15 protein-coding genes are annotated in these 20,542 nt (G+C 65.4%); 11 read left to right on the top strand and 4 right to left on the bottom strand.

Features of this window, described 5'->3' with window-relative positions; all coding sequences use genetic code 11:
* The first annotated feature begins 97 nt into the window (after positions 1–97).
* Positions 98–1,459 carry a chromate efflux transporter gene (chrA, locus tag ACGI6K_RS02650; protein ID WP_376945114.1) on the top strand — a complete coding sequence of 454 codons (1,362 nt, stop codon included), beginning with the start codon at positions 98–100 and terminating at the stop codon, positions 1,457–1,459.
* Between the two features lie 151 nt (positions 1,460–1,610).
* On the opposite strand, the gene ACGI6K_RS02645 is transcribed toward chrA, so the two are convergent.
* Complete coding sequence (locus ACGI6K_RS02645) at positions 1,611–1,883, bottom strand: HU family DNA-binding protein (protein WP_376945116.1); 273 nt, start codon at positions 1,881–1,883, stop codon at positions 1,611–1,613.
* Positions 1,884–2,068: 185 nt separating this feature from the next.
* Positions 2,069–2,968, bottom strand: coding sequence for a LysR substrate-binding domain-containing protein (locus tag ACGI6K_RS02640; RefSeq protein ID WP_376945118.1), 900 nt, complete (start codon positions 2,966–2,968; stop codon positions 2,069–2,071).
* Positions 2,969–3,074: 106 nt separating this feature from the next.
* Here ACGI6K_RS02640 and ACGI6K_RS02635 point away from each other — a divergent pair, with 106 nt between their 5' ends.
* Positions 3,075–4,373: an SLC13 family permease gene (locus ACGI6K_RS02635; protein WP_376945120.1), complete on the top strand. Its 1,299-nt coding sequence runs from the start codon at positions 3,075–3,077 to the stop codon at positions 4,371–4,373.
* Between the two features lie 13 nt (positions 4,374–4,386).
* On the opposite strand, the gene ACGI6K_RS02630 is transcribed toward ACGI6K_RS02635, so the two are convergent.
* A complete protein-coding gene (locus ACGI6K_RS02630) occupies positions 4,387–4,749 on the bottom strand; it encodes a DUF5064 family protein (RefSeq protein WP_376945122.1) in 363 nt (120 codons plus the stop codon).
* A gap of 242 nt (positions 4,750–4,991) precedes the next feature.
* On the opposite strand from ACGI6K_RS02630, the gene ACGI6K_RS02625 reads away from it, so the two are divergent.
* The 9 genes from ACGI6K_RS02625 to ACGI6K_RS02585 are packed head-to-tail and all read left to right on the top strand — an operon-like array spanning position 4,992 to position 17,614.
* Complete coding sequence (locus ACGI6K_RS02625) at positions 4,992–7,304, top strand: DUF3141 domain-containing protein (protein WP_376945124.1); 2,313 nt, start codon at positions 4,992–4,994, stop codon at positions 7,302–7,304.
* A gap of 24 nt (positions 7,305–7,328) precedes the next feature.
* Positions 7,329–8,282: a phosphate acetyltransferase gene (locus ACGI6K_RS02620; protein ID WP_376945126.1), complete on the top strand. Its 954-nt coding sequence runs from the start codon at positions 7,329–7,331 to the stop codon at positions 8,280–8,282.
* A gap of 4 nt (positions 8,283–8,286) precedes the next feature.
* Complete coding sequence (locus ACGI6K_RS02615) at positions 8,287–9,471, top strand: acetate/propionate family kinase (RefSeq protein WP_376945128.1); 1,185 nt, start codon at positions 8,287–8,289, stop codon at positions 9,469–9,471.
* Between the two features lie 11 nt (positions 9,472–9,482).
* Positions 9,483–10,265 (top strand): enoyl-ACP reductase FabI, encoded by a 783-nt coding sequence (gene fabI, locus ACGI6K_RS02610; RefSeq protein ID WP_376945130.1) that lies wholly within the window; start codon positions 9,483–9,485, stop codon positions 10,263–10,265.
* A gap of 14 nt (positions 10,266–10,279) precedes the next feature.
* Positions 10,280–11,563, top strand: a complete 1,284-nt coding sequence (locus ACGI6K_RS02605) for an efflux RND transporter periplasmic adaptor subunit (RefSeq protein ID WP_376945131.1) — start codon at positions 10,280–10,282, stop codon at positions 11,561–11,563.
* Positions 11,560–14,769, top strand: coding sequence for an efflux RND transporter permease subunit (locus ACGI6K_RS02600; RefSeq protein ID WP_376945132.1), 3,210 nt, complete (start codon positions 11,560–11,562; stop codon positions 14,767–14,769). Before ACGI6K_RS02605 ends, ACGI6K_RS02600 begins: the two co-directional genes overlap by 4 nt.
* 1 nt (position 14,770) lies before the next feature.
* The gene (locus ACGI6K_RS02595) at positions 14,771–15,385 is read left to right on the top strand and encodes a paraquat-inducible protein A (RefSeq protein WP_376945134.1); all 615 of its coding nucleotides are present in this window, start codon (positions 14,771–14,773) and stop codon (positions 15,383–15,385) included.
* Positions 15,382–16,008 carry a paraquat-inducible protein A gene (locus tag ACGI6K_RS02590; protein ID WP_376945136.1) on the top strand — a complete coding sequence of 209 codons (627 nt, stop codon included), beginning with the start codon at positions 15,382–15,384 and terminating at the stop codon, positions 16,006–16,008. The genes ACGI6K_RS02595 and ACGI6K_RS02590 overlap by 4 nt, the downstream gene beginning before the upstream one ends.
* On the top strand, positions 16,001–17,614 hold the full coding sequence (locus ACGI6K_RS02585) for an intermembrane transport protein PqiB (RefSeq protein WP_376945138.1): 1,614 nt from the start codon (positions 16,001–16,003) through the stop codon (positions 17,612–17,614). The genes ACGI6K_RS02590 and ACGI6K_RS02585 overlap by 8 nt, the downstream gene beginning before the upstream one ends.
* 505 nt (positions 17,615–18,119) lie before the next feature.
* Here ACGI6K_RS02585 and ACGI6K_RS02580 read toward each other — a convergent pair.
* Entirely contained in the window at positions 18,120–20,534 is a 2,415-nt protein-coding gene (locus ACGI6K_RS02580; protein WP_376945140.1) for a TonB-dependent siderophore receptor, read from the bottom strand.
* Positions 20,535–20,542: the final 8 nt, after the last annotated feature.

The following is a 20,542-nucleotide window of genomic DNA, read 5'->3' as shown; positions in this document are numbered from 1 at the left end:
GCCGTCCATACTGTGCCGGAGCATGTTTTCGCACACGTCGCCGCCAGCTCGTGACCGGGCCCGGCGGCACTCCCCCGAGCCCGGCGAAGAGTCCCCAATGCCTGAAATCCGCGCTTTGCCCCAGCGCCGCTCCCGACCGGACCGCGCGCCCATCAGCCTGGGCCAAGCCTTGCGCTTCTGGTTCAAGCTCGGCTTCATCAGCTTCGGCGGTCCGGCCGGGCAGATTTCGATCCTGCACCAGGAACTGGTCGAGCGCCGCCGCTGGATCTCCGAAAGCCGTTTCCTGCATGCCCTGAACTTCTGCATGCTGCTGCCCGGTCCCGAGGCGCAGCAGCTCGCCACTTACCTCGGCTGGCTGCTGCACGGTACCCGCGGCGGGGTGATCGCCGGGGTGCTGTTCGTGCTGCCCTCGCTGTTCATCCTGATCACCCTGTCCTGGATCTACCTCGCCTTCGGCGACGTGCCGCTGATCACCGGGCTGTTCTACGGCATCAAGCCGGCGGTGACCGCCATCGTCGTCCACGCCGCCCACCGCATCGGCTCGCGCACCCTGCGCAACACCTGGCTGTGGGCGATCGCCGCGGCGGCTTTCGTGGCGATCTTCGCCCTCGACGCACCCTTTCCGCTGATCGTGCTGGGCGCCGCGCTGCTCGGCTACCTGGGCGGGCGCCTGGCACCGGAGCTATTCGGCGCCGACAGTCATGCGGCGGCGAAACACGACTCCGGCCCGGCGCTGATCGACGACCATAGCCCGACGCCCGCGCATACGCGCTTCAGCCGCGCGCGGCTGGCGCGCCTGCTGCTGGTCGGCGCCTTGCTCTGGCTGCTGCCGATGGGCCTGCTGACCGCGCTCTACGGTTGGCACGGCACTTTGACGCAGATGGGCTGGTTCTTCACCAAGGCCGCGCTGCTCACCGTCGGCGGCGCCTACGCCGTGCTGCCCTACGTCTACCAGGGCGCGGTCGACCACTACGGCTGGCTGACCCCGACGCAGATGATCGACGGCCTGGCCCTCGGCGAGACCACGCCGGGGCCGCTGATCATGGTGGTGGCTTTCGTCGGCTTCGTCGGCGGCTACGTGCGCCAGGTGTTCGGCGCGGAACAGGCCTTTCTCGCCGGCACGCTGGCCGCCTGCCTGGTCACTTGGTTCACCTTCCTGCCGTCATTCCTCTTCGTCCTCGCCGGCGGCCCGCTGGTCGAGTCCACCCACGGCGAACTGAAATTCACTGCCCCGCTAACCGCCATCACCGCCGCCGTGGTGGGGGTGATCTTCAACTTGGCGCTGTTCTTCGGCTACCACGTGCTCTGGCCCGAGGGCTCCGCCGGCCGCTTCGACTGGCCCTCGGCGCTGCTCGCGGCGGCCGCCGCCGTCGCGCTGTTCCGCTTCGGGCGCGGGGTGCTCGAAGTGCTGGCGGGCTGTGCGCTGGCGGGCCTGCTGGTGCACCTGGCCTTGCATTGACGGGAAAAGAACATTCGGGGAGCTATTCCGCTGGCCGGGCCGGGCCGCATGCCATGCAACAATTCGCTAGGCGAAAGCGGCATCGCCGAAAGGGATGGGCGTTCGGTCCGGCGCGAACCCAGGGCTTTGCCAGGGCCGGCCCGGCACCGACTTAGTTCACGGCCTCTTTCAGGCCCTTGCCCGCCTTGAAACCGGGCGTTTTCGTGGCAGCGATCTCGATCTCCTGGCCTGTCTGGGGATTGCGCCCGGTACGCGCAGCCCGCTCCTTGACGCTGAAGGTCCCGAACCCGATCAGCCCCACTTCATGACCGGCTTTCAGCTCCGCCGTGATCGTTTCCAGCAGCGCATTGACAACCTTGGTGGCAGTGTTCTTATCGAGATCGGCATAGGTGGATACGCTGGCGATCAGTTCGGATTTGTTCATCGGGATTTCTCGATTTGTGGCTGGTAATGGAGGACAGGGTCCTCGGGGTGTCCGACCATACGATATTTGTGGTCAATCGGCGATACGAATCGCGAATTCGGCCAGTGCTTTCGGTGGATTCGATGGCTTTTGTCCTTGCGGGCGACGGTGCCCGCCCCCCCTGCTGGACCGAACGGCATTTCGCTTCATGCCCGATCGTTCCCCGGACACAGATATTCGACGAGGCGGCGGATGGCCGTATCGCCCGCCTCATGGCGGCGCAGGCACACGCGCAGATCCCGCCGCGCCCAGGTATCGCGCAGGGATACGCTGGCGAGCGCCAGCGTCTGCGCGGCACGCCTGGCGGTGGTTGCGGGGACGATACCGATGCCGACGCCCGCCTGCGCCATCAGGCAGATGGCGTCGAAGCTGCGCAGCTGAACCCGCAAGCGCAGCCTGCGGCCCTCCCGCAACGCCCGGTCCGCGAGGAATCGCTGCAGTGCGCTCGCCCGGTCGAGACCAATGAAGTCACGCCCCAGGACATCGGCGAAAGCGATGGAGAAGGCGCCGGCGAGTGGGTCGCGCGACGACGCCACGATCACGAAACGATCCGAGCGGAACGGCAGGGTCGACAGCGCGCCGGTATCGACGGTCCCGGCCACGATGCCGATATCGGCGGCGCCTTCCGCGACCAGGCCGACGATCTCGTCGCTGAGCCGCTCCTGGAGATCGACCGTCGTACCAGGATGGGCGGCCAGGAAGCGACCGAGGACTTCCGGCAAAAATTCGGTCAGCGCATTGGTGTTGGACAGCAGCCGGACATGGGCGCCGGCGCCTCCCGAAAAGGCGCCCAGTTCCTCGTGCATCCGATCGGCCCGCGCCAGCAGGCTGCGTGCATGGGCGAGCAGGGTGTGTCCGGCCGGCGTCAAGGCCACGCCCTGGCGGCTGCGCTCCAGTAGGCGGGTTCCGAGCATGGCCTCCATGCCGCGCACCCGCGTGCTGGCCGCCGCCAGCGCCGTATGCGCTCGGAGCGCGCCGCCCGTGATGCTGCCGGCTTCGGCGATGTGACGAAACAGGTCGAGATCCGCGAGATCGAGGCGGGCCATGGCGATCCTTCGTTTTTCGCGAAGGATACCATGCGAAATCACGGATTCTTCGCCACATGAGCCGGCATTATCCTTCGCGGACCGAGAATGACGACGAGGTCTTACGATGATGGAAGAAACATGGACGAGCGCTGCCCTCGTCGCCTTGACGATCGGCCTCTGGGCGACCGCGCGACTGCCGGAGTATCTCGTCGCGCTGTTGTTCTTCGCGGCTGCCGCGATCCTGCGCCTCGCTCCGCCCGATGTCCTGTTCTCCGGCTTTTCGTCCGCGGCGTTCTGGCTGGTTTTGAGCGGCTTCGTGCTGGGAACCGCCATCCGCAAGGTCGGCCTGGCCGACCGGATCGCACGGACACTGGCCATCCACCTCGCCGGCTCCTGGCCCCGCCTGGTGGGTGGCGTGGTCTTGCTAAGCTATGCCCTGGCCTTCGTCATGCCCTCCAACATGGGGCGCATCGCCTTGCTGATGCCGATCGTCATGGCCCTGGCCGAGCGCGCCGGCCTGGCCGAAGGCAGCCGTGGTCGCATCGCCCTGGCGCTCGCGGTCGGCTTCGGGACCTTCCAGTTGTCGGCCAGTATCCTGCCCGCCAACGTTCCGAATCTGGTCATGGTCGGCGCGGCGGAAAGCGCCTTCGGCGTGCACCTGTCGTACCTGCCATACCTGCTGCTGCACGCGCCGGTGCTCGGTGTGCTCAAGGGGGTTGCCCTGGTGGCCTGTCTCTGCCTGCTGTTTCCGGCCAGGCCACGGCCCATCGAGGAGCCGCCACCGGCCGAGGCATTGAGCCGCGACGAGAAACGTCTGGGATCGCTGCTGATCGCCACGCTGGCGCTGTGGATGAGCGATGCCGTGCACGGTGTTTCGCCGGCCTGGATCGGCCTGGCCGCCGCCTGCCTCTGCCTGCTGCCGCGTATCGGCTTCCTGAACGGCGAGGAATTCGCCGCGGGCGTCAATGCCCGCACCTGTATTTATATAGCCGGCATCCTGAGCCTGGCGGCTTTCGTGAGCTATTCCGGACTGGGGACCGTCATAGGCGAATGGCTATTGCGGATTCTGCCGCTCGATCCGGCCAGGCCGGAAAACGGTTTCGGCGCCCTGGTGGGCCTGGCCAGCGCGCTCAATTTCGCCGTCACCGCCAATGGCGTGCCAGCCTTGTTCACACCGCTCGCACAGAGCCTGGCCGATGCGTCCGGTCTACCCCTGCTTACCGTGCTGATGGCGCAGGTGATCGGTTATGCCACGCCGCTGCTGCCCTACCAGGCAGCGCCGATCGTCGTTGCCATGGGCATGGGGCAAGTACCGGCCAAAGATGGTATCCGGCTTTGCCTGGCGCTCGCCGCCATCACCTTCTTCCTGCTGGTCCCCCTCGATCATGGCTGGTTTGTCCTGCTCGGCTGGATACCTCGCTGAGCGGCGCAAGGTTCTAAGCATTCGGCAGGTGGCCGAGATCGACCGGATCGCCCGGATGCAGGCCCAGCTTGTCGCGGATATCCCGGAACATGGCGTCGTATTCGCCATGCTCGCGCAAAACCGGCCCGAAGCGCGGATGCAGGCCGTTGCGCACGGCGATCTGGGTCAGCACGTTGAGGAAGTCGAAGGCCACGTCGCGGTGCAGCTCGCACTCCTCCGCGAAAGGCCGGCCGTCGATCTCGCCCTCCATGCGCATGTGCAGCATCGCCCCCTCCCTGGCGTCTTCGCGCACCTCGTAGTAGACGTCGCAGACGAAGGCCTGACGGTTGAGCTTGTCCACCCTCTGCTCGCGATGCGCATGACCAGGTGTGAACATGGGAGCCTCCTCGTGGTATGGAAAGCCCGGAGCGGGCTTCGCCCGGATTCAGTGTAGGCAGCCCGTCCGCGTCCGCGCCGGTGGGGCGATACCCGGCAGGGTCCGGCGCCGCGCGCCGGCCAAAGACCATGTACCACCGATCAGCGAACTTTGCCGGGCCAGGTCGAAGACGACCAACGGCATGGCCGGAGTGGCGGCGCCACCTAGACTTTGCCCCGAAATACGCTCAAAGGGGCATGAGCATGGAGTTTGCAGCCCGGCTGACACGCAGCTACGCCATTTCCACCAAGACCCGGCATCTCTTCGAGAAGCGCGCCCGAACGGCCCAGGAACGGTTTCAGGAACGGATACGCAAGGCCTGGGAACGGGAAATGGCCGATGTGTCGGCCGATCCCCCCACACCCTGGATTCTGTGGAACGGCTGGTGCCGCTATGGCCTGGACGTCGCGCAGCGCTCGATCCTGTTCTGGGACACGCTGCGCCAGCGCGGCGACAACTACCTGGAACATGTGCGCCAGGGCCAGCCGCCCCTGCTGCATTTCGACTACGAGATGGTGCTGGACGGGCGTACCTTCGCCCGTCCGGTCAACTACGCCCTGCTGCGCATTCTGCCGCCGGCAGGCCAGGATGTGGACCCCAGGCAGCGCCCTTATCTGATCATCGACCCGCGGGCCGGACACGGCCCCGGCATCGGCGGCTTCAAGGACGACTCCGAGGTGGGGGTGATCCTGCGCGAACGGCACCCGGTGTACTTCGTGGTGTTCTTCCGCCTGCCAGAACCGGGTCAGACCCTGCTGGATGTGTGCGCCGCCGAACAGCGCTTCGTGCGCAAGGTACGCGAACTGCACCCGGACAGTGCCAAGCCGGCGTTGGTCGGCAACTGCCAAGGCGGCTGGGCGACCATGATGCTGGCCGCCACCGACCCGGACAGCGCGGGGCCGGTGGTGATTAACGGCGCGCCCATGTCCTATTGGGGCGGCGCCTGGCGGGAAGGCGAAGGCGACAACCCGATGCGCTACGCCGGCGGGTTGCTCGGCGGCACCTGGCTGGCTTCCCTAACCTCCGACTTGGGCAACGGCCTGTTCGACGGCGCCTATCTGGTGGAGAACTTCGAGAACCTCAACCCCGCCAACACCTACTGGGACAAGTACTACCACCTGTTCGCCAACATCGACGGCGAACCGCCGCGCTTTCTCGAATTCGAGCGTTGGTGGGGCGGCTACTTTCTAATGAACCGCGAGGAGATCGAGTGGATCACCCGCAACCTGTTCGTCGGCAACCAGCTCTGGTCCGGCGAGACTGGCGCCGGTCGGGGCAAGCCGGTCTTCGACCTGCGCGACATCAAGTCGCCGATTGTGCTGTTCGCCTCCCTGGGCGACAACATCACGCCGCCACAGCAGGCCTTCAACTGGGTCGCGGACATCTACGCCAGCACCGAGGAAATCAAGGCGCGCGGCCAGGTCATCGTCGGCCTGCTGCACCAGGACATCGGCCATCTGGGGATCTTCGTCTCCGGCCGGGTGGCCAGGAAGGAACACGCGCAGATCGTCTCGGTGCTCAAATCCATCGAAATGCTGCCGCCGGGCCTGTACGGCATGGCCATCCACGAGCGTCCCGGCGCGGGCGGCAAGCTGGAATACGAGGTGGAGTTCCACGAGCACCGCCTGGAGGACGTCTCCGCCCGCCTCAACCGCCTGCAGCGGCTCGACGAGAAGCCCTTCGAGGCGGTGGCCGCGCTGTCCGAGTTCAACCAGCGCGGCTACGAGCTGTTCCTCCGCCCCCTGGTGCGCCTCATGGCCAGCGAGCGTTCTGCCGAGCTGATGCGCCAGCTGCACCCGCTGCGCCTGCAGCGCTGGGCTTTCTCGGCGCGCAATCCCTGGCTCTGGTGGCTGACCCCGGCCGCCGCGGCGGTCAGGACGCAGCGCCAGGCGCCGGTGGCGAGCCCGGACGATTTGCCCCACCACGGCGAGCGGCTCGTCTCCGAACTGATCAGCGCGTCCCTGGACCATTACCGGGCGCTGCGCGACGCCGCCAGCGAGGCGCTGTTCTTCCAGACCTACGGCAGCCTGTTCTCCCTGATCCTCGACGAGAACCCGCCCCCCGCGGCGTCGGCCCAAGCGCAGGAACTGCCTTTCGTCCAGGAAGCCCTGGCCGCCATCGGCGAGGGCGGCTACGACGAGGCCTTCGCCAGGGTCGCCGCCCTGCTCGCGCGCAAGGACGAAGTGCCCCTCTCGCGGCTGGTGACCAAACAGGAAATCGTCCGCGACTACGCCGACCTGCTGCCCAGCCTGCCGCCCGAGGCCTGGCGGCGCATCCGCGGCGAGCAGGAAATCATCGTCAACTACGCACGCGAACAAGCCCTCGCCACCCTGCCCGCCCTGCTGGCCGGGCCGGCCGAACGCGAGCGGCTACTGACCCTGCTGGAGCGCCTGGCGGCGGACGAGCGCGTCCGCCGCTCCGAGCCCAGCGCCGAACAACGGGCCATGCTCGAACGCATTCACGACGTGCTGGGCCGCGCGCCCGCCGCCGGACAGCCCACGGCTAGGAGCGCCTGAGCGCCTCGCCGACGGAGGTATCCGATGACCGCTCCCCACGAAAAGTACCGGCACCTGATCGACTACTGCAGCAACCTGCCGCCGACGCCGACGGCGGTGGCCTGGCCCTGCGACCAGAGCGCTCTGGAAGGCGTGGCGGACGCGGCGCAGAGCGGCCTCATCGCGCCGATCCTGGTCGGCCCCCGCGAACGGATCGAGGCGCTGGCGGCGCAGTACGGCATCGACATCGCCGGCCTGCCGATCGAGGAGGCGCCCTACAGCCAGGCTGCCGCCGACCGGGCGGTGGAACTGGTCCGCGAAGGCCGCGCCGAGGCGCTGATGAAGGGCAGCCTGCACACCGACGAGTTGATGAGCGCGGTGGTCAAGCGCGACACCGGGCTGCGCACCGCGCGGCGGGTCAGTCACTGCTTCGTGATGGACGTGCCGGGACACGCGGACGCCCTGATCATCACCGACGCCGCGGTGAATATCGCGCCGACCCTGGCCGAGAAGATGGACATCACTCAGAACGCTATCGACCTCGCTTACGCCCTGCAGGTCGGCCTGGAGAAGAAGGAGGTGCGGGTGGCGATTCTCTCGGCAATGGAGACCGTCAACCCCGCCGTGCCCTCCACCATCGAGGCGGCCGCCCTGTGCAAGATGGCCGACCGCCGGCAGATCACCGGTGCCATCCTCGACGGCCCGCTGGCCCTGGACAACGCCATCAGTCTGGAAGCAGCGCAGATCAAGAAGATCGACTCGCCGGTGGCGGGCCGCGCCAACGTGCTGGTAGTACCCGACCTGGAAGCGGGCAACATGCTCGCCAAGAGCCTGTCCTTCCTCGCCGGCGCGGATGCCGCCGGCATAGTGCTGGGCGCGCGGGTGCCGATCATCCTGACCAGCCGCGCCGACTCGCTGACCACCCGCATGGCCTCCTGCGCGGTGGCCACCCTGGTGGCCAAGGCCCGGCGCGAAAGCACCGGCAAGGTGATCGGGTGAAATCATGCAGAACGTCATCCTGGTCCTCAATGCCGGCTCGTCGAGCCTCAAGTTCTCGCTCTTCGCCGAGCGTCCCGACGAATTGGCGCTGCAGTTGCGCGGCCAGATCGAGGGACTCGGCGGAGCGCCGCACTTCGTCGCCAAGGACTCCGCGGGCACGATCCTCGGCGAACGGCGCTGGGCCGACGGCACCCGCTTCAGCCACGACGACGCGGCCCACCAGTTGGTCGAGTTCCTGCAGGATTACCGGGACCGCTACCGGCTGACGGCCGTGGGCCACCGCGTGGTCCACGGCGGCCAGGAGTTCTCCCGGCCGGCGCGGGTGGATGGCGAGCTGCTGGAGAAGCTCGAAAAGCTCGTTCCGCTGGCGCCGCTGCATCAGCCGTACAACCTGGCGCCGATCCGCGCCGTGGCCGCGCGGGCGCCGCAGCTTCCGCAGGTGGCCTGCTTCGATACCGCCTTCCACCGCCAGCAGCCCGAACTCGCCCAACTGTTCGCCCTGCCGCCGGCCATCACCGGGCGCGGCGTGCGCCGCTACGGCTTCCACGGGCTGTCCTACGAATACATCGCCGGCGTATTGCCGCGACTGGCCCCCGAGGCGGCGGCCGGGCGAGTGGTGGTCGCCCACCTGGGCAACGGCGCCAGCCTGTGCGCCCTGCTGGCCGGCCGTAGCCTGGCCAGCACCATGGGTTTCACCGCCGTCGACGGCCTACCCATGGGCACCCGCTGCGGCGCCATCGACCCAGGGGTGATCCTCTACCTGATGGACGAGTTGAAGATGGACGCCCGCGCCATCGAGCGGCTGCTCTACAAGGAGTCCGGACTACTCGGCGTGTCGGGGATCTCCAGCGACATGCGTGAGCTGCTGGCCAGCGACGCGCCCAGCGCCGCCCTCGCCGTGGACCTTTTCGTCTACCGCATCGGCCGCGAGCTGGGCTCCTTGGCCGCGGCTTTGGGCGGGCTCGACGCCTTGGTGTTCACCGCCGGCATCGGCGAGCACGCGGCGACCATCCGCGAGCGCGTCTGCCGCGACGCCGCCTGGCTCGGCGTGGAGCTGGACAGCGCAGCGAACGCGGCCGGCGGGCCACGGATCAGTAGCGCCGCCAGCCCGGTATCGGCCTGGGTGGTACCCACCGACGAAGAACTGATGATCGCCCGCCATACCCGGCAGACGCTCTCAGCATCCTGAGGACGACGGATATGTCAGAGGAAACTTACCGCCCGCTGCTGCAGGGCGCCAGAGCGCTGATCACCGGCGTGGCCAACGAGCACTCGATCGCCTACGGCTGCGCCAAGGTTTTCGCCGAGCTGGGCGCCGAACTGGCCATCACCTATGCCAACGACAAGACCCGCGGCTACGTCGAACCCCTGGCCAGGGCTCTGAAGGCGCCGATCTTCATGCCGCTGGACGTGACCCGCCACGAACAGCTCGATGCCGTGTTCGAGACGATCGCCGAACAATGGGGAAGCCTGGACATCCTGGTGCATTCCATCGCCTGGGCGCCCAAGGAGGACCTGCAGGGCGGCCTGCTCGACTCCTCGGCGGCCGGCTTCGGCCTGGCCATGGACATCTCCTGCCACTCCTTCGTGCGCATGGCGCGCCTTGCCGTGCCGCTAATGAGCAACGGCGGGAGCCTGCTCGCCATGAGCTACCACGGCGCGCAGAAGGTAGTGCCCAACTACAACCTGATGGGGCCGGTGAAGGCCGCACTGGAGGCGTGTTGCCGCTACCTGGCCTACGAACTCGGCCCCAGGGGTATTCGCGTGCACGCCATCTCCCCCGGCCCCTTGAAGACCCGCGCCGCCTCCGGCCTCAAGGATTTCGACCTGCTGCTTGGCGAGGCCGCCCAGCGCGCGCCCCTGGGGGAACTGGTGGACATCATGGACGTGGGCATCACCTGCGCCTACCTGGCTAGCCCCTATGCCCGCCGCCTGTCCGGCGAGACGCTGTACGTGGACGGCGGGCTGAACATCATGGCCTGAGCGCCGCGCCAAGCATGAACATCCTGAACGGACGGTCGTCGGACCCGGCAAGCGGCGGAGTGCGTTTCCGGCGCCCGTGGCGTTCGCTCGCCGCTCCGCTCGCCGGCCTCGCCCTGCTCGCCGGTTGCGGGGAAACCGCCGCCCCGCCGGCGCGCCCGCCCACCGAGGTGACCGCCATCACGCTGGCCGCGCGCGATACCCCGGTGGTCTTCGAATTCGTCGCCCAGACCCAGAGTTCCCGGGAAGTGGAAATCCGCACCCGGGTCGAGGGCTTCCTGGAAAAACGCCTGTACAACGAAGGCGATCTGGTACACACCGGACAGATCCTGTTCCAGATGGACCCCAGGCCGTTCGAGGCGGCCTTGCAGTCGGCCCGCGGCCAGCTCGCCCAGCAGCAGGCGCGCCTGGATATGGCCAGGGCCGATCTGGGCCGCATCCGCCCCCTGGTGAAGGTGGGCGCGCTGAGCAAAAAGAACCTCGACGACGCCATCGGCACCGAGCGGCAGGCACAGGCCGCCGTGCTCTCCGCCGAGGGTGAGGTGCGCACGGCGCAGCTCAATCTCGGCTACACCACCATCAGGTCGCCACTCACCGGGGTGTCGAGCTTCGCCAAGCTGCAAGAAGGCAGCTATGTCACGCCGGGCGCGGCCGGCCTGCTGACCTACGTGTCGCAGGTCGACCCCATCTACATCAACTTCAGCCTCTCGGAGAACGAGATGTTGAAATTTCGCGGCGAGATCGCCACTGGCCAGCTCAGGTTTCCCCCGCACAACAATTTCGAGGTCGAGGTGGTGCTGGCCGACGGCTCGCAGGTGCCCGATCGCGGCCGCCTCGACTTCGCCGACTTCGCCTTCAGCGAGGAAACCGGCACCTTTCTAATCCGGGCGGAAGTGGCCAACCCGAAGGGCTTGCTGCGCCCCGGCCAGTTCGTGCGCGCCCACTTAAATGGCGCGGTCCGTCCCGACGCCCTGCTGGTGCCCCAGCGCGCGGTCCTGCAGGGTTCCAAGAGCCAGTACGTGTGGGTGATCGGCGACGGCGGCAAGCCCGAACAGCGCATCGTGGAAATGGGCGACTGGCACGGCGACGACTGGTTCGTCACCCGGGGCCTGCGCGCCGGCGAGCGCATCGTGGTCGACGGTGCGATCCGGGTGACGCCGGAGGCTTCGCTGCGGATCGTCGACACCCGTCCCGCCGCCGGGGAAACCAGCCAGCCGCAACGGCAGAAGGCGGCCGAGGCCTGGTCCGACCAGAAAGAGCGGTTGAAGGCCGGCCCGTCCGGCGGGGGACAGGCACCGTGAGCCTGTCCCACTACTGCATCGAGCGGCCGATCTTCGCTTCGGTGATTTCCATCGTCATCACCCTGGCCGGGGCGGTGGCGATGTTCAATCTGCCGGTAGCCCAGTACCCGGACATCACCCCGCCGCAGATCACCGTATCGGCCACCTATCCCGGCGCCGACGCCGAAGTGGTGGCCAACAACGTGGCGGCGCCCATCGAACAGCAGGTCAACGGCGCCGACGATATGATCTACATGAACTCGTCGAGTTCGGCGACCGGCAACATGACCCTCAACGTGTTCTTCGAGATCGGCACCGATCCCTCGTTGGCCCAGGTGGACGTGCAAAACCGGGTCAACCTGGCCCTGCCGCAACTGCCCTCGGCGGTGCAGAGCCAAGGCATCCAGGTGCAGAAGAAGTCCTCGGCCTTCATGATGGTCATCGCGGTCTACTCCCCGGACGAGCGCTACGACAGCACCTACATCGCCAACTACGCCAACCTGTACATCCTCGACGCGATCAAGCGCATCCCCGGCGCCAACCAGGCGAGCATCTTCGGCACCCCGGACTACGCCATGCGCATCTGGCTCAAGCCCGACCGCATGGCCCAATTGAAGATCACCGCCGCCGACGTGCAGCAGGCGGTGGCCAACCAGAACCAGCAGTTCGCCGTGGGGCGCATCGGCCAGTCGCCGACCGGCGAGGCGGTGGAGCAATCTTTCGCCGTCACCACCAAGGGCCGGCTGACCGAGCCGGAGGAGTTCGAGAACATCATCATCCGCGCCGCCAGCGGTGGGGCGGCCATCGTCCGCCTGCGCGACGTGGGCCGCGCCGAGCTGGGCCAGAAGGATTACTCCCTGCGCAGCACCTACCAGGGCAAGCCGGCGACGCTGATGGCGGTGTATCAGCAGCCCGGCGCCAATGCCCTGGACGTGTCCAACGCTGTCAGGACGACCCTGGCGGAGATGGAAAAGAGCTTTCCCGCCGGCATCGAATACAAGATCGTGATGGACACCACGGCCTTCACCCGCACCTCCATCGCCGAGGTGGTGTACACCTTCTTCGAGGCCCTGGTACTGGTGGTGGCGGTCGTCTACCTATTCCTGCAGAGCCTGCGCGCCACCCTGATCCCGGTGCTGGCGGTGCCGGTGTCGATCGTCGGCACCTTCATCGGCATGAGCGCCCTGGGCTTCTCGATCAACATGCTGACCCTGTTCGGCATGGTGCTGGCGATCGGCATCGTGGTGGACGACGCCATCGTGGTGATCGAGAACGTCGAGCGCAACATGCAGGTCCACCGCCTGCCGCCCAGGGAGGCCGCCAAGCGGGCGATGGACGAGGTGGCCGGCCCGGTGGTGGCCATCGTCTTGGTGCTCTGCGCGGTGTTCGTCCCGGTGGCTTTCATGGGCGGTATCACCGGCCAGCTCTACAAGCAGTTCGCCATCACCATCGCCATCTCCGTGGTGATCTCCGGCCTGGTCGCCCTGACCCTGTCGCCGGCTCTCGCCGCGATCCTCATCAAGCCCGCCCACGGGCGCAAGCGCAGCTTCTTCCGCTGGTTCGAACGCAACTTCGAGCGCATGACCGAGGGCTACTCGCGCGCGGTGGCCTTCATGATCAAGCGCTTTTTGCTCGCCCTGCTGCTGTTCGCCGGGATGGTCGCGCTCACCGTGCTGATGGCACAGCGCATCCCCGGCGCCTTCCTGCCGCCGGAGGACCAGGGCTACCTGCTCGGCGCGGTGATCATGCCCGACGCCGCCAGCCTGGACCGCACCGGCGAGGTGGGCCGGGCGGTCAGCGACTACTTCATGCGCGACGAAGCCGTCGAGGGAGTGGCCATCGTCAACGGCTACAGCCTGCTCGACAACCAGAACAAGAACAACGCCGGCACTTTCTTCGTCGGTTTCAAGGACTTCGAGGAACGCTACAAGGACGGCGAAAGCATCCGGATGCAGAGCGCCCCGGCGGTCATCGCGGCCGCCGGCCAGGCCTTCTCCCGAGTCCGCGAGGGACTCGTGGTGCCGGTCAACCCGCCGTCCATTCCCGGCCTGGGCACCACGGGCGGCATGGAGGTATGGGTCCAGAACAAGGGCGACGGCAGCGTCGGCCAGCTCGCCGGGGTGGTGAACGATTTCGTCGCCAAGGCCCGCCAGCGACCGGAGATCGGCGCCATCACCGCCACCTTCAACGCCGCTTCACGGCAACTGCTGGCCGACGTGGACCGGGAAAAGGCGGAAACCCTGGGCGTGCCGGTGGAGGACGTGTACAGCACCATGCAGACCATGTTCGGCTCGTTGTACGTGTCGCAGTTCAACAAGTTCAGCCGCCTGTGGCAGGTGATCCTGCAGGCCGAGCCGACCTACCGCCTCAGGGTCGAGGACCTGCAGCAGATCTACGTGCGCAACCGCGGCGGCGAGATGATTCCGCTTAAGGCCCTGCTGAGCACTCGCTACGTCACCGGCCCGGACCTGCTGACCCGCTTCAACAACTTCCCGGCGGTGAAGATCACCGCCAACGCGGCGCCGGGCTTCAGCTCCGGGCAAGCGCTGGCGGCCCTGGAGACGCTGGCCGCGCAGAACATGTCCGGCGACTACGCCTTGGCCCTGAGCGGCGAGGCCTTCGAGGAGAAGAAGGCCGGCGGCACCAGCGCCCAGGTATTCGTCTTCGGCCTGATCATGGTGTTCCTGATCCTGGCGGCGCAGTACGAGAAGTGGACGCTGCCGGTCGGCGTGCTGCTCGCGGTGCCCTTCGCGCTGTTCGGCGCCCTGCTGGCGATCCTGTTGCGCGGGCTGGTCAACGACGTGTACTTCCAGATCGGCCTGACCATGCTGGTGGCCCTGGCGGCAAAGAACGCCATCCTGATCTTCGAGTTCGCCGTGCTGAACCGCGAGAAAGGCATGTCCGTGTTCGACGCGGCGATGACCGCGGCGCGCGAACGCCTGCGCCCCATCGTGATGACCTCGCTGGCCTTCATCCTCGGCTGCGTGCCCCTGGCCATCGCCGTCGGCGCCTCGGAGAACAGCCGCCACTCGATCGGTACCGGAGTGATCGGCGGCATGCTTGCGGCGACGGTGATCGCGGTGTTCTTCATCCCGCTGTTCTACTACCTGATCGAGCGGCTTTCCGAGAAGAGCGGCACCGCGAAGCGGGAGGCGCCGCCCGCCGAGCCGGCGCCCCTGGGTGGCGACCTGAACGGCATGCCGCAACGCCGGCACGAGGAGGACTGAGATGGGTGTGATGGAAAGCCCCCTGGTGGCCTGCCACGACTGCGACCTCCTGCAGCGCGAGCCGCCGCTGCCCGAAGGCGGCGTGGCCCGCTGCCGGCGCTGCGGGGCGATCCTGTCGCGCAATCACCCGCGCGGCAGCGAGCGCACCCTGGCCTTCGGGCTCGGCGCCCTCCTACTCTTCCTGATCGCCAACCTTTTTCCCATCGTCGGCCTCAGCCTCGGCGGAGACGTCGTGCAGACCTCCCTGCTCGGCGCGGCGCGGGCCATGTACCGCCACGATATGCGCCTGGTCGCCGCCCTGGTGCTGGCGACCACCTTCGTCGCGCCCCTGGCGCAGTTACTGGCCCTGCTCTACCTGCTGCTGCCGGCCTGCCTCGGACGCCGGCCGCCGCGAGCCCGGCTGGTGTTCCGCGGCCTGACCCTGGTGCAGCCCTGGGGCATGCTGGAGGTGTTCGTGCTCGGCATCCTGGTCTCGCTGGTCAAGCTCGCCCACCTGGCCAGCGTGGTGCCCGGAGTCGCCCTGTGGTCGTTCGGCGGGCTGATGCTGCTGATGGCGGCGACCACCGCTTCCTTCGATGCCCGTGACCTGTGGACGCGGCTGGAGGCGGCGCGATGAAGGGTCCGGCGAGCGCCGCCCGCTGGCATCTGGCGACTTGCCACGGCTGCGGCCTGCTGAGCCGCACGGGCGCCGGCCGGGCCGTCCGCTGCCCGCGTTGCGGCACGCCCCTGCATGCGCGCAAGCCGGATAGCATCGCCCGCACCTGGGCCTTCATCGTCGCCGCGGCGATCCTCTACATCCCGGCCAACCTGCTACCGATCATGGAGACCAGCTCCCTGTTCGGCGCCCAGCAGGACACCATCATGAGCGGCGTGGTGTACCTGTGGGTATCCGGCTCCTGGCACCTGGCCCTGGTGGTGTTCGTCGCCAGCATCCTGGTGCCGATGGCCAAGCTCATCGCCCTGGTCATCCTGGCCCTGTCGGTGCAGTCGCGCGCCCGCTGGCAGCCGCTGCAGCGCACCCGCCTGTACCGTCTGGTGGAGCTGGTCGGGCGCTGGTCGATGCTCGATATCTACGTGGTGACCCTGCTGGTCGCCCTGGTACAACTCGAAGCCCTGGCGAGCATCCGGCCCGGTAGCGGCGCCCTGGCCTTCGGCGCCGTGGTGGTGCTGACCATGTTCGCGGCGATGAGCTTCGATCCGCGCCTGATCTGGGACGTCCTGGAGCGGGACGATGGCTGAGGCGCGCCCCGATCCGTCCGCCCTGCCGGAGGCCGAAGCAGCGCCCCGCTCGCGCTGGAGGCCGCAACTGGTCTGGCTGGTACCGCTGGTGGCCGCTCTCATCGGCGGCTGGCTGGCGGTGAAGTCGATCCTCGACCGGGGTCCCGTCATCGAGATCGTCTTCAAGAGCGCCGAAGGCCTGGAAGCGGGCAAGACCAAGGTCAAGTACAAGGACGTGGACATCGGCCTGGTCACTGCCGTGAGCCTGTCCAAGGATCTTCGCCAGGTGCTGGCCAGCGCGGAACTGGTCAAGGATTTCCAGCCCCATCTGGTCGAGGACACCCGCTTCTGGCTAGTCAAGCCGCGCATCTCCGGCGGCAGCGTCTCGGGGCTTGGCACCGTGCTGTCCGGTGCCTACATCGGGGTGGACGTAGGCAAGTCGTCCCGCGAGCAGAAGACTTTCGCCGCGCTGGAGATGCCGCCGGTCATCCAGCTCGACACGCCGGGCCGGGAGTTCGTTCTGCGCAGCGCCGACCTGGGCTCCCTGGCGATAGGCTCGCCGGTATTCTTCCGGCGCCTGCAGGTCGGCCAGGTGGTCGGCTACCAGCTCGACGAGAACGGCCGCGGGGTGAGCCTGAAGCTCTTCGTCAACGCGCCCTACGACCGCTTCGTCACCGACAACAGCCGTTTTTGGAATGCCAGCGGGATCGACGTCAAGCTCGGCGCCAGCGGCATCGAGGTGGATACCCAGTCGCTGGCCTCGCTGCTGCTGGGCGGCGTGGCCTTCGAAACGCCGGAGGAGTCCGTCGCCCTGCCGGGCGCCGCGCCCGATACCGGCTTCGAGCTGTTCGCCGACCGCGCCCGGGCCATGCGCAACCCCGAGCGCGACGTACTGAAGATGGTCCTGCTCTTCGACGAATCCCTGCGCGGCCTGGAGACCGGCGCCCCGGTGGATTTCCGCGGCATCGCCATCGGCGAGGTGACCGCCATCCGCGTGGAGCTGGAGCCGGACAGCCGGCGCATCGTCATGCCGGTCGAGATCAGCCTCTACCCGGAACGACTGCGGCTGCGCTCCCGGGACAAGGATCTGCCCCAGCTTTCCGGCGAGGCGCGCCGGCGTTTTCTCGAAGAACTGGTCGCCAAGGGCCTGCGCGCCCAGTTGCGCTCCGGCAACCTGCTGACCGGCCAGCTCTACGTCGGCCTCGACTTCTTCCCCCAGGCGACCACGGCCCGGATCGACTGGGACAGCGAGCCGCCCGGACTGCCCACCACGGGCGGCAGCCTGGGCGAGCTGCAGGCATCCCTGCAGCGCGTCGCCGGCCGGCTGGAAAAGCTGCCGCTGGAGCAGATCGGCGCCGACCTGCGACAGACCCTGCAGACCACCAGCCGCCTACTGCACCGGCTGGACACCCAGGTCGCTCCGGAGGTCGTGGCTACCCTGGGCGAGGCGCGCAAGGCCGTAGACACCGCGCAGAACATGATGGCCGCCGACGAGCCCCTGCAACAGGACACCCGCGAGGCCATCCGCGAACTGGGGCGCACCGCCAGATCCTTGCGCGCCCTGGCCGACTATCTCGAACGCCATCCCGAGGCGCTGCTCTGGGGCAAGAAGAGGGGCGAGCCATGAGGCAGCCGCTCCGGCCGCCGGCAAACACACCGCGAGACGAAGCAGACGGCGAATCAGCCGCCGGCCACGGCGGACATGAAGGCCAAGACAATCGCATGCAACTGCGAGAGGGTTTGGATTGAACCGGCAAGATTGTATGAGCCTTGAGGGCACCTCTAAAAACCTGGGCAAGGCAGTCAGCACAAGGCAAAAATAGGCGAAAAAGTGGAGTTTACGAGTTTTAAAATGAGCATTTTGAGCCTGTTTTTAACGCAGCGATGACCACGCAGGTAGTTTTTAGATGTGCCCTTGACATGGCTGCCTGCCGAGTACACCGGCACTCCCTGTTTCGCTCGCGCGACACCTCTTGGTCCCTGCGACACCGGAGCGCCCGGCCCTGGGCTTCCAAGCAGGAACGCAGGAGCCCAAAGAGTTATTGGACTAACCGAACAATCCACTAGAACATCTGATCCGAAGAAGAGCAGGACCAGCGAATAAGCTGCACGATTGGCTTGTTCGAAGCTTCCTAAAAGTCCCATCGGGTGGTCAGCATCATATTACGAGGCTCGCCATATTTATGGCTACCTCCATATCCATAAGACGTGTAATAATATTTATCGAGCAGGTTGTTCACATTCAAAGTAACAGAGAAATCATCAGCAATCTGATATTTACTCATAAAGTTCAACAACCAGAAAGCTTCCTGTCTATATTGACGAGTCTTGCCAAGAGCGTCTCGGCTATCATTCCATGTAGTGCCTTGATAATTGGCCCCGCCGCCAACAGTAAGTTTATCCAACATGCCGGGCAGCCTATAGGCCGTATAAACCTTGAATTGATTTTCCGGTTGTTGTGTTGTCAGCTTTTCATTTGTCCTATCCTCTCGAATGACTTGATGGGTAAAGCCTGCCTGAATATTCCATCCTGGCGCCAACTCTCCCGTCACCTCTAATTCTACACCTTTACTTTTAGCTTTTACCCCTCTATATATACTATAATTTCGCTCATAGTCACGGCCTACATATTCAGCCCGATTGTCCTGGCGAATTTCAAAATAGGCTAGACTAGCATTCAATCGACCATTGAACCACTCCCCTTTGAGGCCTCCTTCATAGCTATCGCCTTCGTCTGGATCAAGTATGCCATAGCTTTCGTCACGGACACTTTGCGGCTGGAAAATTTTAGTATAGCTGGCATAAAGCGAAAAATTATTATTTAGATCATAAGTAATACCCGCGAAAGGCACGACCTCGCCTGTTTCGCGCATATTGCTATCACCTCCCCGGATGTAATTGGTCACCCGACCACCAAGAATTACTGCAAGGTCATCTGTCAGGCTGAAGCGGACACTGGCATAATAGGCTCTCTGGTTAATACGGTCTTCTGAAGAGCTATCCCCGCCCCAATCTGGTCTTTCTATATCGCCATCCCAGCTCCAGAAATTATCAACTAACAGCAGAGTATAATTGCTACTTGATCCTTTCAGGTGGTTATGGTAACCACTCGCCCCTATTGCCAACTCATGAGTCCGGCCGAATAGCTCAAAGGGGCCACGCAAATAACCTTCTAGTGCTTGGGTCCTGAGTTTATATCTATATTCTCCAGAGCCTAAATAAACATTGCCAGTATCAGCATCGGGGGTAAAATGAATGCTTCCTAATTTTGAATTGTAGGCATTCCTTTGAAATGTGTAATAAAGCCGGCCATCCCATCCATTATCAAAGGCATGATCAATTTGAGCGAAAAAAGCATGACTAAATTGCTCGTTATAACTCCAGCTTGCAGCTGGATTAAAGGATCGGGGCATGTTTATCTCATTATTATGACTGTCCTGCATTGGAATTCCACCCCACATATCACCGTTTGGAATCCTTTTGTCATAGTTTCCACCCACAGTTAGTAATGTTTGCGGGGACAGGTCAACCTCTAAGACTCCATAAAATGCTCGCGTCTGCTCCTTAGCGTGATCGAGAAAGGATTGCTTGTCTTGAAAGGCTGCGGCGACTCGTCCACGAACACTAGCACTTTCATTCAATGGGCCGCTGACATCCCATTCCGTACGATAATTATCCCAGCGACCGGCTTCGATAGTTGCGTGCCCACTGAAGTCGTGGGTAGGCTTTTTACGTACAAAGTTGAGTGTGGCACCAGGAGCCCCCGCTCCAGTAGTCAAACCACTCGCCCCCTTGATGACCTCAACCCGATCATATTGAATCATATCGCTTGAGGTCTCTCCGATATTATTGATTGAGCTATAAGCTAGGGTGGGAATACCATCATATTGAAAATTACGAATTTCGTAACCTCGAGCATAATATGAATAACGGTGATCTTCGGAGCTCAGCGTCACACCAGGTGTGTGTTCTATTACCTTATTAATATTAGTCAGATTGAAATCATCCATATGCTGACGAGTGATTACTGTAACCGTTTGTGGCGTTTCACGTGGCGTTAGAACCAAGCGAGTGGCCGAGGCGATAGTGCCCGGCGTATAGGACTTGGTCTGCTCGGTGATGGTGCCAAGTGAGTTGTCTTCCACTCGCATGGCATCCAGGTTTATCGCCCCGGTCGACTTGGTTTCCACCAGCACATATCCGCCACGCTCTTGCCGCTCTGCCTGCAAACCGCTGCCGGCCAGCAGGCGGTTCAGTGCTTCGTCTGGGGCGAAGGTGCCTTGTAGGCCCAGGGTGCTTTTGCCGGCCAGCAGCTTGGCGTTGAAGGCCACGCTCACGCCAGCCTGGCGGGAGAACTGGGACAGAGCAGCATCCAGGTTGCCGGGGGCGATGGAAAACTCCTGGTTGGTGGTCTGCTCGGCGATGGCAGTGACCGGCATGCTCAGGATCACGCTCGCCAGCGGCAGATATAGCAGGGCGCCGCGCACCGCGGCGGCCAGGGTGGCGGGTCGGGAACGGTGGAGCAACGGCTGTTCGCGCAATTTCATAGGGAAGG

This window comes from Azorhizophilus paspali (genome assembly GCF_043587585.2).
Taxonomy (GTDB): domain Bacteria; phylum Pseudomonadota; class Gammaproteobacteria; order Pseudomonadales; family Pseudomonadaceae; genus Azotobacter; species Azotobacter paspali.
This window is presented reverse-complemented; position numbering and strand designations above follow the sequence as displayed.